General features: G+C 62.4%; 13 protein-coding genes. 10 read left to right on the top strand and 3 right to left on the bottom strand.

Annotated elements, in window-relative coordinates; translation table 11 throughout:
- Positions 1-45 precede the first annotated feature (45 nt).
- The 4 genes from CSZ94_RS09920 (at position 46) to CSZ94_RS09905 (ending at position 7,509) form a co-directional block, all read left to right on the top strand.
- Positions 46-4,773, top strand: a complete 4,728-nt coding sequence (locus CSZ94_RS09920; RefSeq protein ID WP_102121341.1) for an NAD-glutamate dehydrogenase domain-containing protein — start codon at positions 46-48, stop codon at positions 4,771-4,773.
- Positions 4,773-5,786, top strand: coding sequence for a succinylglutamate desuccinylase (locus CSZ94_RS09915; protein WP_102121340.1), 1,014 nt, complete (start codon positions 4,773-4,775; stop codon positions 5,784-5,786). Before CSZ94_RS09920 ends, CSZ94_RS09915 begins: the two co-directional genes overlap by 1 nt.
- 146 nt (positions 5,787-5,932) lie before the next feature.
- Positions 5,933-6,889: a DUF2167 domain-containing protein gene (locus CSZ94_RS09910; protein WP_258000894.1), complete on the top strand. Its 957-nt coding sequence runs from the start codon at positions 5,933-5,935 to the stop codon at positions 6,887-6,889.
- Positions 6,890-6,999: 110 nt separating this feature from the next.
- Complete coding sequence (locus CSZ94_RS09905) at positions 7,000-7,509, top strand: DUF1993 domain-containing protein (protein WP_102121339.1); 510 nt, start codon at positions 7,000-7,002, stop codon at positions 7,507-7,509.
- 6 nt (positions 7,510-7,515) lie between these two features.
- On the opposite strand, the gene CSZ94_RS09900 is transcribed toward CSZ94_RS09905, so the two are convergent.
- On the bottom strand, positions 7,516-8,037 hold the full coding sequence (locus tag CSZ94_RS09900) for a glycine zipper 2TM domain-containing protein (RefSeq protein WP_102121338.1): 522 nt from the start codon (positions 8,035-8,037) through the stop codon (positions 7,516-7,518).
- A 164-nt stretch (positions 8,038-8,201) separates the two neighbouring features.
- Here CSZ94_RS09900 and CSZ94_RS09895 point away from each other — a divergent pair, with 164 nt between their 5' ends.
- The 6 genes from CSZ94_RS09895 to CSZ94_RS09870 all read left to right on the top strand — a co-directional run bounded on the left by CSZ94_RS09895 (position 8,202) and on the right by CSZ94_RS09870 (position 17,112).
- Positions 8,202-9,314 carry an NADH:flavin oxidoreductase/NADH oxidase gene (locus tag CSZ94_RS09895; RefSeq protein WP_102121337.1) on the top strand — a complete coding sequence of 371 codons (1,113 nt, stop codon included), beginning with the start codon at positions 8,202-8,204 and terminating at the stop codon, positions 9,312-9,314.
- A 152-nt stretch (positions 9,315-9,466) separates the two neighbouring features.
- The gene (locus CSZ94_RS09890; RefSeq protein WP_102121336.1) at positions 9,467-11,050 is read left to right on the top strand and encodes an ATP-binding cassette domain-containing protein; all 1,584 of its coding nucleotides are present in this window, start codon (positions 9,467-9,469) and stop codon (positions 11,048-11,050) included.
- Positions 11,051-11,304: 254 nt separating this feature from the next.
- A complete protein-coding gene (locus CSZ94_RS09885) occupies positions 11,305-11,763 on the top strand; it encodes a RidA family protein (protein WP_102121335.1) in 459 nt (152 codons plus the stop codon).
- 129 nt (positions 11,764-11,892) lie between these two features.
- A complete protein-coding gene (locus CSZ94_RS09880) occupies positions 11,893-13,323 on the top strand; it encodes an amino acid permease (protein ID WP_102121334.1) in 1,431 nt (476 codons plus the stop codon).
- 299 nt (positions 13,324-13,622) lie between these two features.
- Complete coding sequence (locus CSZ94_RS09875) at positions 13,623-15,095, top strand: amino acid permease (RefSeq protein ID WP_102121333.1); 1,473 nt, start codon at positions 13,623-13,625, stop codon at positions 15,093-15,095.
- A gap of 67 nt (positions 15,096-15,162) precedes the next feature.
- Positions 15,163-17,112 carry a S9 family peptidase gene (locus tag CSZ94_RS09870; RefSeq protein WP_258000893.1) on the top strand — a complete coding sequence of 650 codons (1,950 nt, stop codon included), beginning with the start codon at positions 15,163-15,165 and terminating at the stop codon, positions 17,110-17,112.
- Positions 17,113-17,121: 9 nt separating this feature from the next.
- Here CSZ94_RS09870 and CSZ94_RS09865 read toward each other — a convergent pair whose 3' ends face one another.
- Entirely contained in the window at positions 17,122-19,272 is a 2,151-nt protein-coding gene (locus CSZ94_RS09865) for an FUSC family protein (protein WP_102121332.1), read from the bottom strand.
- 90 nt (positions 19,273-19,362) lie between these two features.
- Positions 19,363-21,051, bottom strand: a complete 1,689-nt coding sequence (locus tag CSZ94_RS09860; protein WP_102121331.1) for a M14 family zinc carboxypeptidase — start codon at positions 21,049-21,051, stop codon at positions 19,363-19,365.
- Positions 21,052-21,156 lie beyond the last annotated feature (105 nt).

Here is a 21,156-nt window from a genome sequence, read left to right as displayed (position 1 = left end):
GAACGACAGCGTTGGACATTCACATTACCGTAATGGAGATGCAAGATGAATCACACGCCACAAGATTTGCGCACACAAACGCTGGAGCTGATTAACGCGGCTGGCAGTGCGAACAAGGCGGCAGCGCCTGTCGTACAACTGGTGCAGGCATGGCTGGACTCGCTTGACGCCGAAGACCTGGCCGATATCGCGCCCGACAGCCTGGCGCCCGTGTTAATCGACGGTTTCACGCAAGCGGCCAAGCGCACCGGCAGCGGCTGCCAGATCGCCACCCTGCGTTATGCGGATGGCCGTGGCGGCATGGCGAGCGCCTTGCTGATCCTGAACGAAGACATGCCTTACCTGGTCGACTCCATCGTCATGGCCATGCGCCGCCAGCACCTGGCCGTGCGCGGCGTGATGAATACTGTGCTGCCGGTACGCCGCGCCGCTGACGGTAGCGTGGAAGCGGTGCGCCAGCCGGGCGACCCGCTCGAATCGTACGTGCTGGTGTTGCTCGACGAAGAGCTGGCGCCGGAAGCCCTGGCCGCGCTGGTCGCTGCCATCGACATGGTGGCGCGTGACGCCGCCGTCGTGCGCCGCGACGCCGCCGCCATGAGCGAGCGTCTGGCCGCAGTCGCCACCACCGCTTCCCAGCATGGCGAAGAAGGTGCGGAAGTCGCCGCCTTTTTGGAATGGGCCCGCAGTGGCGGCTTCGAAGTGTTCGGCTACGCCTATTACCGCGTCAAGCCGGGCGTGCGCGAACTCGAACGCGATATTCCTAGCCGCGTCGGCGTGCTGCATGATACGGCACACCCAGTCTACGGCACCAGCCTGGCGAATATTCCCGGCGACTTCGATACCCTGGCCAAGCGCGAATCGGCGCTATCCATCGTCAAGGCCGACGTGGCAGGCACCCTGCACCGCGACCAGCAGCTCGATTTCATCGGCGTGCGCGACATGGATGCGCAAGGCGCGATCCTGGGCGAGCATTGCTTTGTCGGCTTGTTTACCCGTGCCGGCAATTCCACTCCGCTGGCAGCGCTGCCGTTTGCGCGTGGTCGCGTGGCCAAGGTATTGAGCCTGGCCGGTGTGCGCCAGCAAGGCTTCCGTGCCGAGAAATTCCGTGAAATCCTCGAATCCCTGCCACGCACCGAAGCGCTGGAAGCGGACCTCGACTGGCTGGCGCAAGTATGCGGTGCCGTCGTTTCGCTGTACAAGCAGCCGCGCACCAAGATCTTCGCGCGCCGCGACGTGTATGCGCGCCACCTGAACGTGCTGGTGTACCTGCCGCGTGAGCGCTACAGCGCCAGCGTGGCATCGAGCCTGGCAAAAGCCCTGCAAGCCAGTTCCGGCGCTACGCATGTGAGCACGCAAACCCTGGTCGCCGACGGCCCCCTGGCACGCGTCTACCTGATCGCCCACGCCGCCCGTTACCCGCTGGACCTGGAAACGGATATCGAACAGCCGCTCCTTGGCGTGCTTGATGGCTGGCATAACGGCTTTGCCGCCGTGGCCGACGCCGTGCCCGACGTCGCCCTGCGCACCAGCCTGCGCAAGCTGTGCGCCACCTTGCCGCTCGATTACGTGGCCGCCACGGCGCCGGCCGTCGCCTTCCGCGACCTCGACACCATCCTGCGCAACACCGACCCATCGCATGTGGCCGTCCGCATCGAGACGGGTGCCGTCACCACCATCCGCCTGTATTCGGCCAACAAAGTGCCGCCGCTATCGGCCATCCTGCCGGCGCTGCATAACGCTGGCGTGGCAATCGACCGCGAGCAAGCCTTTTCGATTTCGCCGCCGGACGGCACGCGCTATTTCGTCACCAGCCTGACGGTCGATGCCGCCAGCGCGGCGAAACTGGCGCAGCCATCGGTCGTCGCCGTGGCGCAGGAATTGTTTGCCGCCCTGTTCAACGACACGGCCGAAGATGGCCGCCTGAATGGCCTGGTCATCGAAGGCGGCTTGTCGACGCGCGAAGTGCAACTGGTGCGCGCCTACACCAGCTACTGGCGCCAGGCAGGCAGCAGCTTCTCGGTGCGCTACATTGCCGAAAGCCTGCGCAAGCAGCCGGCCCAGGTCAAAGCCCTGGTCGAGGCCTTCCTGCAGCGCTTCGATCCGGCACTGTCCGACGCGCAGCACGCGGCGGCCCTGGAAAGCATCGCCGCCATCAAGGCCGGCCTGCCGTCCGTGAACCACGCGGACACCGAGGAAATCCTCGGCGCGCTGGCCGATCTGATGGCCGCCACCCTGCGCACCAGCTACTTTCAGAACAATCAACAGGGCGACAAGATCATCTTCAAGTTCGACACCAGCAGCCTGGCGCTGGTGCCGGAACCGCGTCCTTACCGCGAGATTTTCGTCTTCTCGCGCCGCTTTGAAGGCGTGCACCTGCGCGGCGGCCCTGTCGCCCGTGGCGGCTTGCGCTGGTCCGACCGCATGGAAGACTATCGCACCGAAGTGCTGGGCCTCGTCAAGGCGCAGATGGTGAAAAACGCCGTCATCGTGCCGGCCGGCGCGAAGGGCGGTTTTGTCTGCAAGATGATGCCGAAGGACGCCGTGCGCGAAACCATCGCGGCCGAAGGCGAAGCCGTGTACCGCCTGTTCATTTCCAGCCTGCTGGAAGTGACGGACAACCGTTCCCTGGGCAATATCGTGCCGCCGGTCGATACCGTCTGCTTCGATGAAGCCGACCCGTACCTGGTGGTGGCGGCCGACAAGGGCACGGCCACGTTCTCGGACATCGCCAACGGCATCGCCGTGCAGCGCGGTTTCTGGCTGGGCGACGCGTTTGCCTCGGGCGGCTCGAACGGCTACGACCACAAGAAACTGGGCATTACCGCCAAGGGTGCATTCGAAGCCGTGAAGCGCCACTTCTATGAAATGGACCACGACCTCAATACCACCCCGATCACCATGGTCGGCGTGGGCGACATGTCGGGCGACGTGTTCGGCAACGGCGTATTGCTGTCGCGCCAGTTGAAACTGGTGGCCGCGTTTGACCACCGCCACATCTTCCTCGACCCGACACCGGACGTCGCCGTCTCGTTCGAAGAACGCGCGCGCCTGTTCGCCTTGCCGCGCTCTTCGTGGGATGACTACAACAAGGAGCTGATATCAAATGGCGGCGGCGTGTATCCACGCTCCGCCCGCAGCATCGAACTGTCGCCGCAAATCCGCGCCGCCCTCGATATTGCCGAGACCTCGCTGCCGCCGGAAGAACTGATGCACCGCATCCTGAAGTCGCCCGTGGACCTGTTCTACAACGGCGGTATCGGTACCTACATCAAGGCTTCGACGGAAACGCACGCACAAGTGAAAGACCGTGCGAATGACCATATCCGCGTCAGCGGCAATGAGCTGCGCGTGAAGGTCGTCGCCGAAGGGGGGAATTTGGGTGCAACGCAGGCCGGCCGCATCGAATTCGCGCTGGCCGGCGGACGCATCTTCACCGATGCGATCGACAACTCGGCCGGCGTGGATTGCTCGGACCATGAAGTGAACGTGAAAATCTGGCTGGACGTGGAAGTCAATGCGGGCAAGCTGACGGAAGCCGAACGCAATCGCGAGCTGTATGCGATGACGGACGACGTCGAGCGCCTGGTCTTGCGCGACAACACGCAGCAGACGCATTTGCTGGTGCGCGAATTGCAGGCGCAAGGCGAGAGCGCCGTGCAGGATGGCTATGCCGCCCTGATCGCCAGCCTGGAAGAAGAGGGCGCCCTGTCGCGCGAACTGGAACAATTGCCGTCGGTGGCCGAACTGGCGCGCCGCAAGCTCGACAACCGTGGCTTGACCACGCCGGAACTGGCGGTGGTGATCGCCAACGTGAAGAACCGCTTCAAGCGCATCCTGTCCGCGCTGCCGTTGACGGATGAAACATGGGCCGAGCCGGTGCTCAAGCCATATTTCCCATCCTTGCTGGTGGAAACCCGTTCGGCGCTCGACCACCCGCTGGCCAACGCCATCCTGGCGACCGTGCTGGCCAATGAAGTGATCAACCGCTGCGGCCCGCTGATGATCCGCAACCTGGCGGCAGAACATGGCGTGGACGAATCGGCAGTGATCCTGGCCTGGGGCCAGGCCTGGGTGGCGCTGAACCTGGCGCCCGTGTTCGACGCGCTCGATGCCGATGCGCTGACGGTGCCGCGTGACGTGTCGATCAAGGTCGACGCGCAAACGCGCGTGCTGCAGCAAACCATGATCGCCGGCGTGCTGTCGGTGCCGGCCGAGCAATTGCGCGGCGCCGGCCTGGCCGAGCTGACCCGTTTGTTTGGCGCGGAATCGAAGCGCGAGCTGCTGCAAGCGGTCGGCATCAAGTCGGAAGCGGCGCTGGTGCCGGGCTTGAAACCGGCCTTCGTGCAGGCCTGGGACGCGGTCGATGCGCTGGAAGTGGTCGCCGGTTTCCTGTTCCCGGCCCTGTCCGTGCCGCGTCCGGCTTCGATGGACCTGGCCGCCTTCCTGCAAGTGGGCCTGGCCCTGCGCAGCCAGGCGGGCATCGACACGCTGGAGCGTGGCCTGAAGCTGGCCGCGCAAGGCAAGTCGCAGGAACAGTTGCGCAACTACGCGCAGCAAGCGCTGCGCCGCACGCAACAGCGTTTGCTGACGCAGGTGCTGGCGCGTGCCGAGCAAGGCAACGCAGGCCAGGCCGTCGATGCGGTGACGGGCGCGCTGGGCCTGTCGGCCTATGTGGCGGCGACGGAACTGGAGCAAGCCATGCTCGACGTGTGGACCTTGTCGGAAGCCGTGAATAAAATCACGGTGAAATCCACAGCGGAAGCGGCGGTGTAATGACGCAAGAAGTACGACAAGTTGGGCAGGGCGCTGGCGGCTTGCCGCCAGCCGTGCAGGCGCTGGCGCAGGTCGATTTCAGCGGCGTGGCGCAGCTGTTTGCCAACGCCGGTTTCACGGTGGGCTTGCCGGCGCCGGGCATGCTGCAAGTCGTCAAGCCGGGAGACGGGCGCGCCAGCGTGGCCGTTTCGGTGGGCGTGCATGGCGACGAGACGGGGCCGATTGAAGTGCTGGCGCATTTGCTCGATGCGCTGTCGCGCGATGCGGCTAAGCTGGCCGTCGACTTGCTCGTTTGCGTGGGCAATGTCGATGCGATCCGGGCCGGCAAGCGTTTTATCGACGCCGACCTGAATCGCATGTTCCGTCCCGTGCGGGGGAGCTTGGCGCAAGCGGCGGAAAGCGCGCGCGCCGATGAAATGATCGCTGCGACAAAAGGGTTCTTTGAAGCGGCGGGCCCCGTGCGCTGGCACCTGGATTTGCACACGGCCATCCGGCCTTCCGTGTACCCCACGTTTGCCATCGTGCCGGACCTGGTGGCCGACGACGCCAAGGCGCAGCTGATAGCCTGGCTGGGCCAGGCGGCCATTGGCGCCATCATCATGAACCCGCAGTCGGCCGGCACCTACAGCTATTATTCGGCCGAGCATTTCGGCGCGGCCGCCAGCACGGTGGAACTGGGCCGCGTGGGCACGCTGGGGCAGAACGATTTGTCCCTGTTCGACGACGTGTCGCGGGCGCTCGACGGCTTGCTGCGCGGCTTGCCTGCGCAGCCCGTCAAGGCGCCGCCGCATGTGTTCAAGGTGGCGCAGGAAATCATCAAGCACAGCGATGAATTCCGCATGGCTTTTGATCGCAGCACGCAGAATTTCACGTCGCTTCCGCAGCACGCCGTGATCGCCAGCGATGGCGACCATGTGTACACGGTGCAGCATGCGGAAGAGCTGGTGGTGTTTCCCAACCCGGACGTGCGCGTGGGATTGCGCGCGGGGTTGATGGTGGTGCGTAGCTCCTGATCGTCCAGCCATCACGCAATATCAGGCGCCAGCCGGGGAAACCCGCTGGCGCTTTTTTTATGGGAAAAATGCCACACAGAAATAATTATCCATTAGGCAATCAATTGATTTAAAATATTTATCCTTTGCAATTTTTTGGACCGATCATGTTGAAACGCCTGCTGACAGCCTTGCTGTGCCTGACCCTCTCCGGCCTGACGGCTGCCGCCCCGGCCGATGACAAGGCTGCCGCAACGGAAATGACGGCCGAGCAGTTCCTCGCCCAGTTGCACCTGCAGCGCGGCAAGGTCACTTTGCCGGGCGGCATCGCCACCCTGGATTTACCGGCCAATTTCCTTTATTTGTCGCCAACGGACGCCGAACGCGTGCTGGTCGATGCCTGGGGCAATCCGCCTGGCATGGTATCGCTGGGCATGATCGTGCCCGCCAAGACCAGCGTGCTCGAGCGCGATAGCTGGGGTGTCATCGTCACGTATGAAAAGCAAGGCCATATCAAGGATGACGATGCGGACAGCATCCAATATGAAGAATTGCTCAAGGATATGCAGGCATCCGTGCTGGACAATAACGCGGAGCGCAAGAAGCAGGGTTATCCCCGCATCCATTTGATGGGCTGGGCGGAAAAACCCAGCTATGCCAAGGATACGCACAAGCTGTATTGGGCCAAGGATCTGATGGTCGATGGCGGCGAGCATTCGCTGAACTATAACGTGCGCGTGCTGGGCCGCGAAGGCGTACTGAACCTGAATGCGATCGCCGGCATGCAGCAGATCGAGGCGATCAAGAAAGAAATGCAGCAAGTGACGGCGTTCACGGAATTTACCGAGGGTAACCGCTACACGGATTTCGACAGCAAGACGGACAAGGTGGCCGAATATGGCCTGGCGGCGCTGGTGGCCGGTGGCGTGGCCAGCAAGCTGGGCCTGTTTGGCAAGTTGCTGGCGCTGCTGCTGGCCTTCAAGAAAGTGCTGCTGCTGGCCGTGGTGGGCGGCGGCGCGGCCATCGTCAAGTTCCTGGGCGGCAAGCGCAAGGATAAGCAGTCACAGCCGCCGGTGGTGCAGCCCGGCCATGCGCCGGACGGCGAGGTCAACCTGGACAAGTAAGGGCAACTGTGACGCTCGGTGCGCTGGCGCACAGGAGTGGCACATAAGCACGCTGCCGGAAAACAGCGCCTCGGGTACACTGACGCATCGTTCACTATCAGGAGTCCGTCATGTCCGTGTCCATGTATCAGGCAACCATTCCCGTCTTCATTCGCGGCTTGCGCGTCGTCTCAGCCCTGCTGGAAAAAGCGCAAGCGCATGTGGAGGAAGATGGCATCGTGCCCGCGATTTTACTGGGCGCGCAGCTGGCGCCCGATATGCTGGACTTGACGGCGCAGGTGCAGCGCGCCAGCGATACGTCGAAGATGTCGGTCGAGCGCCTGAGCGGCGTGCCGGCGCCGAAGTTCGAAGATAATGAAGCATCGTTCGAGCAATTACAAGAGCGCATCGCCAACACCATCGCCTACATTGACAGCGTGAATGCGGGCCAGATGGCGGGCAGCGCGCAGAAGGAAGTCGTGCTGAACTGGACAGACGAGGGGACAAAATTCTCGGGCGACAATTACTTGCTCAGCTTTGCCTTGCCGAACTTCTATTTCCACGTTTCCATGGTCCACGCCATTGTGAGAAACAATGGCGTGGCCGTGGGCAAACTCGATTATCTGGGACCGTACGACTGATACTGATTATCGCTGCGGTTGCTGAACTTGATTCTGCACCGCATTGCCCAGCATGCCGCCGCCGATCACGCCGGCCACGGTCGCCAGCGCCTTGCCGCGGCCGCCACCGACCTGATTGCCGATCAAGCCGCCGATAACGGCGCCCGTGCCGATGCCCACGTAATTGGGCTGGGCAGGTGCCGGCGCCGGCTGCTGCTGGCGTACCGGTTCGCGGTAGGCTGTGTTGCGGTAGCCATCATCATTATAGGCAGGACGCGCCTGTGCCACTTGCGTGTGGTGCACGACGCGCTTGTGCACGACGGGCGCCGGGGCGGCTTGCGCGACGACAGGCGCGGCAACCGGTGCAGTCACGGGCGCTGCCAGGGCCGCCATCTCGGCAGGTACGGTGGCTGCGGCAGGCACATTCGCCCGCGAATTGGGCAGGATGCCGGCGATGGATGCCGCGCCCACCAGGCACAGGACCGTCACGGAAATGGCGGCGCCGGCCATCAAGGGGTGGATGCGGCTGGCGGTAGTCGTGGTGTTCATGTGTTCTCCTGGGATGGCAAGGTGTTGCGCTGTTATTGATGTGTCCAGACTAACGGTGTGCTGCCCGCAAGGCTAGACGGTGCGCTGTATCAAACGTAAGCAGGTGTAAGCCGCGCTGTCCAAAGCGCAGTAGAATCGATGCTTCCCCTTTTCCGGAGTCCGCCATGAGCCAGCTATTCACGCCGTATGCACTGGGGCCGCTGCACGTGGCCAACCGCATCGCCATCGCGCCCATGTGCCAGTACTCGGCCGACAACGGCAACGCCACAGACTGGCACATGATCCACCTGGGCCACCTGGCCCTGTCCGGCGCGGGCTTGCTGATGACGGAAGCGACGGCTGTTTCGCCCGAAGGACGCATCTCGGCCGAAGACCTGGGCCTGTGGTCGGATGCAAATCAAGCTGCGCTGGGAAACGTGGTGCAGGCGATCCGCCGCCACGCGCCGATTCCGCTGGTGGTGCAGCTGGGCCACGCGGGACGCAAGGCCTCGAGCCGCGCGCCCTGGCAGGGCGGTGCCTGCGTGCGCCTGGCCGACGGCGGCTGGCAAACGGTGGCGCCATCGGCCATCGCCCACGCGCCCGGCGAAACGGTACCGATCGCCCTGGACGAGATGGGTTTGTTGCAAATCAAGGGCGCCTTTGTGGCCGCCGCGCAGCGCGTGCATGCGCTGGGCATCGAAGGCATCGAATTGCATGCGGCGCACGGCTACCTGCTGCACCAGTTCCTGTCGCCCCTGTCCAACCAGCGCACCGATGCGTATGGCGGCAGCCTGGACAACCGCATGCGCTTTCCGCTGGAAGTGTATGAAGCCGTGCGCGCCGCCGTGCCCCCCAGCGTGGCCGTGGGCGTGCGCATTTCCGCTACCGACTGGGTCGATGGGGGCTGGGAAATCGAGCAAAGCGTGCGTTTCGCGCAGGAACTCAAGCTACTGGGTGCCGACTTCATCCACGTTTCCAGTGGCGGCATTTCGCCGCAGCAGCAGATTCCTGTGGCGCCCGGCTACCAGGTGGCGTTTGCCGAACGCATCAAGCGCGACAGCGGCTTGCCCACCATCAGCGTCGGCTTGATCACGGAAGCGCAGCAGGCGGAAGACATCATTGCCAACGGCCAGTCCGACATAGTGGCGCTGGCGCGCGCCATCCTGTTCGACCCGCGCTGGCCCTGGCATGCGGCGGCCCAGTTGGGCGCGCAAGTGTCGGCGCCGCCCCAGTACTGGCGTTCGCAGCCGCGCGAGTACAAGCACTTGTTCGGCGACACGACCCTGGGCCAGCGCTAAGTGACCTCGTCTGCTACACTGACGTTTCTTCCCCCTCTACCAGGACGCTTCGACATGCGCCATTGATACTGCCGTGCTGTGCACGGCCTCGCCCATCCCGCCAGCGCATCATTGCGCCGCGCGGGTTTGCCAGCCTTGCTCAAGGAGTATCCATGTCTGCATTATTACAACTCGACCGTCTTTCCTTTGTGCTGCCCGATGGCCGCGCTCTGTTTTCCGATTTGCAATTTGCTTTTGCTCCGCAACGTATCGGCCTCGTCGGCGATAACGGCGTGGGCAAGAGCGTGCTGGCGCGCCTGCTGGCAAGCCAGGCGCAGCCGTCTTCCGGCACCGTGCGCTGTGATGGCAGCCTGCATTACGTGGCGCAGGAACTGGCGCCGCAACATTATCCCAGCGTGGCGGCGCTTGCCGGCATGGAGGATTTGCTGGCCGCGCTGGCGCGCATCGCCGCCGGCAGCATCGACGAGGCCGATTATGCACTGGTGGGCGAACGCTGGGATGCCCACGCGCGCCTGCGCCAGGCGCTCGATGCGCTTGATTTACATCATGTCGATGCAGACACATCGACGAGTAGCCTGAGCGGTGGCGAGCGCCAGCGCATCGCCTTGCAAGGTGCCTGGCTGTCGCAGGCGGATTGGCTGGTGCTCGATGAACCGAGCAACCATCTCGATGCGCAGCAGCGTGCCCGCCTGGTGGCGCAGATGGCGCGCTGGCAGGGCGGCTTGCTGTTGATCAGCCATGACCGCGCCCTGCTGGAGCACGTCGATGCCATCGCCGAGTTGTCGCCGCAGGGCTTGCGCAGCTATGGCGGCAATTACGCGCTGTACGCGCAGCAGCGCGCGCTGGAACAGGTCGGCTACGCCGCTGCCCTGCAGGCAGAAAAGGCCGGTGCCAGACGCGAACAGCGCGAGGCGCAGCAGCAAGCCGAGCGCCAGCAGCGCCGCGTGGGACGCGGTGAGCGCGAGGGACGCGAAGGCAATCAAAGTAAGCTGTTGCTGGACGCGAAAAAGGAGAAAAGCCAGGATAGCCAGGGCAAGCTGCGCCTGCGCGCGCAGGCGGCGCAGCAGGCGCGCCAGCAACGCGTGATGGAGGCCAGCGCCCGCTGCGCGCCCGAGGCCGAACGGCTGCTGCTGGCGCCCGAGAGCCTGGTGCCCAACGGGAAACTGATTCTGGAGCTACGCGACGTGGTCTTGCCGCATGGCCAGGCGCGCACCATCAACTTGCTGCTCAGCGGGCCGCGCCGCCTGGCCGTGATGGGTGACAATGGCAGCGGCAAGTCGACCCTGCTGCGCGTGATCGCCGGGCAACTGGCGCCCGCCAGCGGCGAACTGCGCTGCCATGCGCAGGTGGCCTGGCTGGACCAGCATGCTGGACTGCAAGACGGCGACTTGAGCGCCGTGCAGCGCTTGCAGGCACGCAATAGCTCTGAGGCGGAAGGGGACTTGCGCACGCGGCTGGCGCTGCTGGGCATTGCCGGCGCGCGCGCCACCATGCCCAGCCGTTTGCTCAGTGGCGGCGAGCGCATGAAGGTGGCGCTGGCGGCCGAACTGTATGCGCAAACGCCGCCGCAACTGCTGCTGCTCGACGAACCCGACAATCATCTGGACCTGGCCAGCCTGCAGGCGCTGGAGCAGATGCTGCTGCAATATCAGGGAGCCTTACTTGTGGTTTCGCACGACCAGGTATTTTTGGCGGCGATAAACCTTGACCCGCAGGGCTTGACATTGCATAAATGATAATTGAATGAAAAAGTACACGCTCGATGCCTGTAGGGCATGCTTCATGAACCGATGCTGAATTTTGTTTGATTGTCGGTATAATCCACTGAATAACCGGGCCTATTTGTGAACTAAAACTGCCGGTTCACCAATATGATGACGTTTAATCTGGCACTGTTGTCGGTCACTGCCGCGCTGCCAGGGCGGCCTCCTCCGTGCCTTGCCGTGCATGAATTTTGGTTTCGCTTATATTGTTTTCTTGGAGAAATAGCATGTCGTTTTACGAAAAACTCAAAGCCCTCAACATTGAACTGCCAGTCGTTGCAGCGCCAGCTGCCGCTTACGTGATGCATGCCCGCACGGGCAACACCGTCTTCCTGTCCGGCCACCTGGCCAAGAAGGATGGCAAGGTCTGGGTCGGCCAGCTGGGCAAGGACGTCACCACGGAAGAAGGCAAGATCGCAGCGCGCGGCATCGCCATCGAACTGATCGCCACCCTGCAAGACGCCTGCGGCGGCGACTTGAACAAGGTCAAACGCATCGTCAAGGTCATGAGCCTGGTCAATTCCACCGCTACATTCACGGAACAGCACCTGGTGACCAATGGCGCCTCGGAACTGTTCGTCGAAGTCTTCGGCGACAGCGGCAAGCATGCCCGCTCCGCCTTCGGCGTGGCGCAAATCCCGCTGGGTGCTTGCGTCGAGATCGAACTGATCGCCGAACTGGCCTGACGCAGTGGTCTGACCACATGAGCATGCCGGCGCTTGCCGCCGGCTCGCCTTTTCTTCCTTTCCAGCAAGAGCGGAACCGCCATTGGGGTGGAGGGATCGGTGTATTCAAGAAAAAAACGGAGACATGTAATGAAAACGAGTGAACAAGGCTTGCAGCGCGGCCTGGGCGAGCGGCAGATACGCCTGATGGCGCTGGGCGCCGCGATTGGCGTGGGCCTGTTTTTGGGGTCCGGCAACGCCATCAAGATGGCCGGTCCCGGCATCATGCTGTCATACATCATCGGTGGCGCGGTCATCTTCATGATCATGCGCGCCCTGGGCGAAATGGCCGTGCACAATCCGGTGGCCGGCTCTTTCAGCCGCTATGCCCAGGATTACCTGGGCCCCCTGCAAGGCTATCTGACTGGCTGGAACTACTGGTTCCTGTGGCTGGTCACGTGCGTGGCTGAAATTACCGCCGTCGCCATCTACATGGGCATCTGGTTCCCCGACGTACCGCGCTGGATCTGGGCCCTGGCGGCCCTCGGTTCCATGGGCGCCATCAACCTGCTGGCCGTGAAAGCTTACGGCGAGTTTGAATTCTGGTTCGCCCTGATCAAGGTCGTCACCATCATCCTGATGATCATCGGCGGCACGGGCATGATCATCTTCGGTCTCGGCAACAACGGTGTGGCCATCGGCATCTCGAACCTGTGGACGCATGGCGGCTTCTTCCCGAATGGCGCGCAAGGCGTGCTGATGTCGCTGCAGATGGTGATGTTTGCCTACCTGGGCGTGGAAATGATCGGCCTGACGGCCGGCGAAGCGGCAAACCCGAAGAAATCGATTCCCGACGCCATCAATTCGGTGTTTTGGCGCATCCTGATTTTCTATGTCGGCGCGCTGTTCGTCATCTTGTCGATTTACCCATGGAATGAAATCGGCACCACCGGCAGCCCCTTCGTGATGACGTTCGAACGCCTGGGCATCAAGACGGCCGCCGGCATCATCAACTTCGTCGTGCTGACGGCAGCCTTGTCGTCGTGCAATGGCGGCATCTTCAGCACGGGCCGCATGCTGTACAACCTGGCGCTGCAAGGTCAGGCACCGAAGGCGTTTGCGGAAACCACGGCCAGCGGCGTGCCGCGCCGCGCCATCCTGGTGTCCGTGTTTGCCCTGCTGCTGGGCGTGCTGCTGAACTACCTGGTGCCGGAAAAAGTGTTTATCTGGGTCACCTCGATTTCCACCTTTGGTGCCGTCTGGACCTGGGGCGTGATCCTGGTCACGCAGATCCAGTTCCGCAAGACCCTGACGCCGTTGGAAATCAAGAATCTGGCCTTCCGCATGCCGTTCGCGCCATACGGTTCCTGGATTTCGCTGGCTTTCCTGGCGCTGGTGATCGGTCTGATGGCGTATTTCCCCGATACGCGCATCGCCCTGATGGTGGGACCAGCCTGGCTGATCCTGCTGACGGTGCTGTACTACGCGCTGGGCCTGGCGCCGAAAGAGCGGCGTGACGACGTGCCGCAAGGCTACGAGGCAGGCTGGCCGCCGGCCGATGCGCCCCACGTCAAGAAGTAAGCCAGCGTAGTTGAGCTGATCGGAAAGCGCGTCCCTGCCCCTGCAGCGGCGCGTCTTTTCTTTCCTGGAAGTAATTTCTTCTTTTTCAGCACGCTTGCGGGTTTGCCGGCGCATGCCTGGCGTTGTTTCCTTGCATCAAAGTTCTGTTTAGCTGAGCCGATGAAAGCCCTATAATCGCTTAGTTTTGAAAATGGACGCGATCTTTCCGGTTTTTTGCCAGGTAGGGCCGGAGCGCCGTTTTCTCTTGTTTTTACCCGTCATGTATACAAAACAAAAGCATGCCTCATAAAGGAAGTCTAGTGAGCCAAACCCTGGTCCAGAAACTTTGCCGCACCAAGCCGATCGATACCACGGTCGACTATGGTGAAGGCCTCAGCAGCAGTGGCTTGAGCCGGTCCATCGGCCTGTTTTCCCTCACCATGATCGGCGTCGGCGCCACCATCGGCACGGGCATTTTCTTTACCATGGTCGAAGCCGTGCCCAAGGCGGGCCCATCGGTCGTCCTGTCTTTCCTGATCGCCGCCATCACGGCCGGCTTGACGGCCTTGTGCTATGCGGAATTGTCGTTCCGCATTCCCGCCTCCGGCTCCTCGTATTCGTTTGCCTACGCCACCGTGGGCGAGTTTCTTGCCTTCATCATGGCCGCCTGTTTGCTGCTTGAATACGGCTTGGCGGGCAGCGCCGTGGCCATCGGCTGGTCGTCTTACCTGAATAACTTCCTGGAAAATGCCTTCGGCTGGCATATTCCCGAGATGCTGCGCACGCCGATGATCGTTTCCGGCCCGCATGGCATGGAGTTTCATGCCGGCCACATCAACTTGCCGCCGATCTTTTTGATCTGCATGTGCGGCTTTTTGTTGCTGCGCGGCGCCAAGGAATCGGCCATGATGAACGCCATCATGGTCATCATCAAGCTGGCGATCCTCGTGTTTTTTGTCGCCATCGCGTTTTCCGGATTCAATGCCGACAATTTCTTCCCCTTCTTTAATACGGACAACAGCAAGGGTTTTGCCGGCATGACGGGCGTGACGGCCGCCGCCGGCACCGTGTTCTTCTCCTTCATCGGCCTCGATACGGTGGCGACGGCCGGTGACGAAGTGAAAAATCCCACGCGCAATGTGCCGCGCGGCATCCTCGGCGCCTTGCTCATCGTCACTGTGTTCTACCTGCTGGTGGCCGTGGCCGCCCTGGGCGCGCAACAGGCCAAGCTGTTCGAAGGCCAGGAAGCGGGCCTGGCGGTGATCCTGCAAAACGTCACGGGCAAGACCTGGCCCGCGCTGGTGCTGTCGGCCGGCGCCGTCATTTCCGTCTTCAGCGTAACCCTGGTGACGATTTACGGCCAGACGCGCATCCTGTTTGCCGTCAGCCGCGACGGCCTGATCCCGAAGTCGTTCCAGAAGATACACCCGCGTACCCTGGTGCCAGTCAGCAATACCATCATCGTTTGCCTGGTGGTCGCCGTGGTGGCAGGCTCCGTCGATGCGACTTATTTGTGGGACATGGTCAGCATCGGTACCCTGACCGCCTTCATGGTGGTCTCGGTTGCCGTGCCCGTGCTGCGCCACAAGCAGGGCGTCAACCGCATCGAAGGCTTCAGCGTGCCGTTCGGCCCGTATGTGATTCCCGGCCTGAGCATACTGGCTTGCCTGTACATCATGCGCGACTTGCCGCATACGACGTTTGTCGTGTTCAGCGTGTGGATGGCAGTGACCGTGGCCATTTATTTCTTGTACAGCATACGGCATTCGCACCTGGGCAAGAAGGCCCGCTAATGCAGTCTGCTCCATCCAAAACCGCCGCGCTTGCCGGCGGTTTTTTTTATTCTTAACCGGAATTTACATGATGAAAATAACTGATCTGGCCGCATGCGGCTTGCTGGCAAGCAGCCTTCTGGGGAGCCTGGCGCAGGCAAGTCCTGCCAGCAATATGCTGTTGCGCGATTACCGCGCCGTCGCCCTGTCGGCCAATGGCCAGCGCATTGCCGCCATCGAATCGAGCAAGGCCGATGAACAGCCGCAGCGCCCGCATGCCGCCATCGTCGTGCGCGACGCCGCCAATGGCGCCATCGTGCAGCAATTCGACCCGTGTGCCGCGTGTTCCTACGACAAGCCCAGTTGGTCGCCCGATGGCAGGCAGCTGGCCTTTGTTGGCTACGACGCCAAGGCGGGCATGGCGCATCTGTACCTGGCCACGATGACACAGGCGCAGGCGCAGGTGTTGACCAGTATCAAAGGCGTGGCCAGCACGGCGCGCTGGTCGCCTGACGGCAAGCAGCTGGCCCTGCTGGCCACGGTGGGCGCGCGCAAGCTGGCCGGTGCCGTCGAGGCGGGCGTGCGCCAGGTGGGCGAAGTGGGCAGCGCAGACGATGCCCAGCGCATTGCCGTCGTGCCTGCCAGCGGTGGCGAACCGCGTCTGCTGTCGCCAGCCGACACCTATGTGTATGAATACAGCTGGACGCCCGATGGCCGCGGCTTTGTCGCCACCAGCGCGCAGGGCAATGGCGACAGCAACTGGTGGGTCGCCAAGCTCAGCCATATTGATGCGGCCACGGGCGTCCTGCGCGTGATCGCCGCGCCAGCCATGCAGTTGAACTTGCCGTCCGTCTCGCCGGATGGCAAGACAGTGGTCTTCATCGGTGGCCTGATGAGCGACTTCGGCTCCATCGGCGGCGATATTTATAGCGTGCCGCTGGCAGGCGGCACGCCGCGCAATCTCACACAAGACTATCGCGGCACCTTCAATGGCGTCGTCTGGCGCGGCGCCGGCTTGCTGGCGACGGCCCTGACCGATTCGCAGCTGGCGCTGGTACCTGTCGATGCGCAAACCGGCCCCAGCCAACCTGTGATGCTCGGTGAGCTCAGCAGCAGCGGCAGTGATGGCCGTCTGTCGTTCAGCGCCGATGGCCGGCAAGCCGCTGCCGCGCAGGAAGATTTTACGCACGCCAGCTACCTGGTCGCGGGACCGGTAGGCCAGCTGAAAAAGATCACGCGCGACAATGATGGCTTTGCGCCGCAGCTGACGGTGCAGAACGTGGGCTGGAACAACGAGCAATACAAGGTGCAAGGCTGGCTGCTGGGACCGTTGAAGGTGGAGGCCGGCAAGCGCTACCCGATGATCGTCAATGTGCATGGCGGCCCGGGCGCTGCCGCCTCGCCCCGTTATGTGGCGGCGAACACCGTGATCGAGAAATTGACGCAAAAAGGCTATTTCGTCTTCCTGCCCAATCCGCGCGGCAGCTTTGGCCAGGGTCAGGCGTTTACGCGCGCCAACATGGCGGACTTCGGCGGCGGCGACTGGCGCGACATCCTGGCCGGCATCGATGCGGTGGAAAAAGTGGCCCCCGTCGACGGCCAGCGCCTGGGCCTGATCGGCCATTCGTATGGCGGCTTCATGACCATGTGGGGCGTCACGCACAGCGACCGTTTCAAGGCGGCCGTGGCGGGCGCTGGCGTGTCGAACTGGATCAGTTATTACGGCCAGAACGGTATCAATCAATGGATGATCCCGTTTTTTGGCGCCTCCGCGTATGACAATCCGGCCGTCTACCGCAAGGCTTCGCCCATCGAATCGATCAAGGCGGCCAAAACGCCGACCCTGATCTACGTGGGTGAACGCGACGTGGAAACGCCGGCCGCCCAGTCGCTGGAATTCTGGCACGGCTTGCGCGCCATGGGCGTGCCGTCCAGCCTGTTCATCTATGACGGCGAAGGCCATTCCTTCCGCAAGCCCGAGCATCAGCGCGACTTGCAGAAACGCACCATCGGCTGGTTCGAACGTTACTTGAAGTAAAGGTGCAGCCTAGCGCGGTGAGACGATGTGTACGATCGCCGCGCTATGTGCCACGATTTTGTCGGCATCTGCCTGTAACAATCGGATACGTCTTTTGGCCAGCGGCCAGCCCGACCAGGCCACGTCGCTGACGGGCGGTGCGGCAGGGGTAGTCAGCGGGGCGCTGATGCTGGCCTTGTTATCGAGCTGCTCCAGCGCGCGCGACAGGGTCAAACACACTTGCGTATGGCTGTGGCTGAGCAAGGCATTGACGGGTGCGACGGGCAACTGGCTGGCATGCCGGCCCAGGATCGAGCGCAGCGCCGCCACGTGGGCCACCAATAAATAATTTTGCACGATGAACAGGTTGATGTCTTCCACGGCGCGCTGCTTGCTGGCCGGTTCATCGAGCATGCGCACCAGTGCCGAGCTGAGCGCGGCCAGGCTGTCCATCAAACGCTTGCGCTCGATGCGGTAGGCGAAATCATCGAAGCATTTTCCCTGCAGCAACTCGAAGCTGGCTTGCATATAGCTGAGGTTTACATTCAGTACCTGGCGCACCAGCCGTGGCAGGCTCTGGTATTCCCAGTTGGCCAGCACGAAGCTGAAGATGGTCGCCACCGCCGCGCCGATCAGGGTGTCGATCAGGCGCTCACTGACCAGGTTCGGGTTGCTGGGCGCCACCAGGTGCATTTGCAGCAAGATCATCAGGCTCACGGCGATGGCCGTGTAGCGGTAGCGCAGATAGATGAAGGTGGGCGTGGCCACGATGGAGAGAAATAGAATGGCCATCAGCACGATATTGCTGTGCACGTAGCGGATCACGATGGCCGTGACCACGCAGCCGATGATGGTGCCGATGATGCGGTCGGCGCGGCGCTGGCGCGTCATGCTGAATGTGGGGCGCAGGATGATGACGATGGTGAGCACGATCCAGTAGCTGTGCGCTGCGTATGGCAGCCAGTGGCCTACAGCCAAGCCGACCGAGATGGCCATCGATACGCGCAGGGCGAAGCGGAACACGGGCGAGTCCAGGCGCAAATTTGACAGCAGGGTTTTGAGTTCGTATTTCTGCTGCGACAAGAACGGCGCCATGTCCGCGCCGCTCCAGAATGGCACGTCGGCATAGACTTTTTGCGTGGCCAGGTGCAGTTCGACTATCATTTTCAAGATGGCACGGATCTTGTTGCGCTGCGCGCGCAGGGTCGCCAGCGCTTCTTGCGCCTTGTCTCCCTTCGCATACAGGCGGGCAATCTCCGCTTCGATATCGGCCCATTCCTTGTCATAGTTGATCTGCGCATACGAGGCACGCTTGCGCGTGACGGCGTAGGCGACGGCTTCGATGTCGCGCGCCGCCTTGTAAGCGAGGTCGTGCAAGGATTTGAGCACGTCAGAGTCGGCCAGGTGCTGGCGCAGCAGCGCGTAATCGGTATGCGTGGAGAGGATCAGCTCGTATAAATCCAGCATGCACACGTGGACCTGCACGACGATGGCGTCCTTGCTGTTTTTGTGGCTGCGCAAAATCAGGTCGCGCGACGCTTGCTGGCGGTCGGCCAAAATGCTTTGATGGCGTACCAGCTTGTTAAACTGTTGCGTCAGGTTAAAACGCGTGTCGTAAAAATCGGCCTTGATGTCGATATAGGCGGCTAACTCGAACAGGGCTTCGGCCAGCACTTGCTGTTTGATGCGGTGGCGCAAGACCCAGGCGATGGCCATGGCGTAGGCCAGATAGATCAATCCCCCCAGCATGAACAGGCCAGCATGGTGAAACGATTGCCGCCACGTCATCTGATGCTCCATCGACATGGTCATGATGAAGAGGGCTGCCAGTTGCAAGGGCATGGATTTCTTGCCATACACCACCATCATGCTGGCGAGAAAGCTGACCAGCACAAGCACCGTCAGCAGCAGCCAGTGCACGGGGCCGCACAGGCTGATTAATAAGGTGACGGCGCTGCACAGCAGCACGGAAGCGAGCATTTCGTTGAACTTGTGGCGCAGCGGGCTGGGCATGTCCATCAAGGTCGTGCACAGGGCGCCTATGCACACCGTCATGGCGGTGGTGCTGTCGCTGATTTCCAGGGTCAGCAAGGTCAGGCCGACCAGGCCGATGGCCACGCGCAAGCCCAGGTAAAAATAATGGCTGTAAATGAAGGTGCGCAGGTTCAGTGCGTAGTGCATGGGATTACCTTGTGGGTAGGGCACAGAAAGAGGCGCCGCACCGGGGTCTCCGATGCGGCGCCAGGATATTGCATTCGCTCCAGCCCGGATTTACATCAGGGCAATGACGGGATAACGCCGCCATTCGGGCTCGGCAAAGCGCTGGCAGTGTTCAAAAATGAAATCGAGCACGGCTTCCTGATTGCTCAACAAGGCCGGGTTGGCGGCTTTCCAGTCGGCGAACTTGGCGGCCAGCGCCGGTTCGTCGCGCAGCAGCTCGGATGCCATGTCTTCGAACACGTAGTCGGAAAACGCTTCTTTTTTCTCCAGCACGCTATTGAAGAAGCCCCAGCGGAAGAAACTGTCGTGCGCCTGCGGTTCCAGCGTTTCCACGGCGTAGCGCGCATTGTCTTGCTCCAGGCTGATCACATAATCGCCTGCCTGCACGGTGAATTGTCCCGTGCATGCTTCCACGTCCACCGTCTCGTGGAACATGTGGCCTTCGTAAGCCGTGGCGCGCGTGCCAACGTTGGTGATGTGGTAGTAGCGAGCCGTTAGGGTCTGTTCAGCGGTGATGCGGCTCATTTCGACGCCGTTCCAGCGCAGGCGCTCGATGACTTCGCGCCAGGCTTGCGGCACCACATAGGCTTTCGGCGCAGCCACGATGACATCCGCATCGAAGCGGTTGTAATACTTGATATCGCACTCCCATGGCTGCGAGCGGTCATACGACAGGCGCTGGTAGTCGCCCAGCACGCTCGGCGTGTATTGCGCCGCATAGCCCTTGAAGGGGAAGGTCGACGGCTGTTCTTCGTTCATGGCCCAGTGGATCGGCCACGCGGCTTGCGTGCGGCCAGCCGCTTTTGCCTGTGCGCGCAATTGCTTGATCTGTTCGCCATGTTCGATGGTAAACGCCATGGTGATGTCGAGCAGGGCGCGCATGGAAGCGTAGCGGTCGGCAAAGGGTTTCAGCATGTGCGTTTCCGGCATGAAACCGATGACGTGATGCAGGGCCGCAAAACCGGTGGAGAAACGCGGCACTTCGAGGAATTCGGCGATGCCGTGGTCGGGGCTATCCTGGACGGGATTCACATAGGGGCAGGTGGGCCAGCCGGCTTGTTCCATGTGCGCAAAGATGTGCGGCAGCATGGTGTCTTGCAGGAAGTGGCCCAGGCCATTGCCCAGCTTATCCGTCTGCGTGTGGATCAGGGTCATCGTGTACGGGTAGTCGGCGCCGTTCGACGTGTGCGTGTCGACCATCACGTCCGGGTCCCAGCTGGCCAGCAGGCGGTTGAACACTTGCGCGTTCAGGCTGTCACACTTGATGAAATCGCGGTTCAAGTCCAGGTGGCGGCTGTTGCCGCGGAAACCGAATTGCTCCGGGCCATCCTGGTTCACGCGCGACGTATTGGCGCGGTTCAGGCTGCCGTCGACGTTGTAGATCGGAATGAACAGCAGTACGGTGCTGCCCAGGGCCGCCAGGCGCTCGGGCTGCGTGCAGAGGTCGCGCACGATGGCCATGCAGGCGTCGATGCCTTCCGGTTCGCCCGGGTGGATGCCGTTATTGTTGAAGAACACGGTGCGGCCTGCGCGCTTGATCTGCTCGCGCTCAAACACGCCGTCCGCGCTGACGACGCCAGCGTGGATGGGCACGCCCGAGTCGGACAGGCCGATCTGTTCGAAGTGCAGCACCTGCGGGTAGCGTGCGGCGAGATCCTTGTAGAAGGTGATGCATTCCAGCCAGGTCGTGGTCTGGTTGTGGTTACCGAGTTCGTAGGTCGTGCGCAAGTCTGGTGGCATAGCGGTCTGAGTCTGGGAGGGGGAAGGCGCGCTGGGTAAGTACGCCCGCTAGGGGCCAATTGTAGCACCGGCGCTCCTGCCTTGAGGCGCCGCAGGGGCTTGCTG

The sequence above is a fragment of the Janthinobacterium sp. ROICE36 genome (assembly GCF_002869965.1).
Classification (GTDB): domain Bacteria; phylum Pseudomonadota; class Gammaproteobacteria; order Burkholderiales; family Burkholderiaceae_D; genus Janthinobacterium.
The sequence above is the reverse complement of the archived record's forward strand: the minus strand, read 5'-3'. Positions and strand labels throughout refer to the sequence as shown.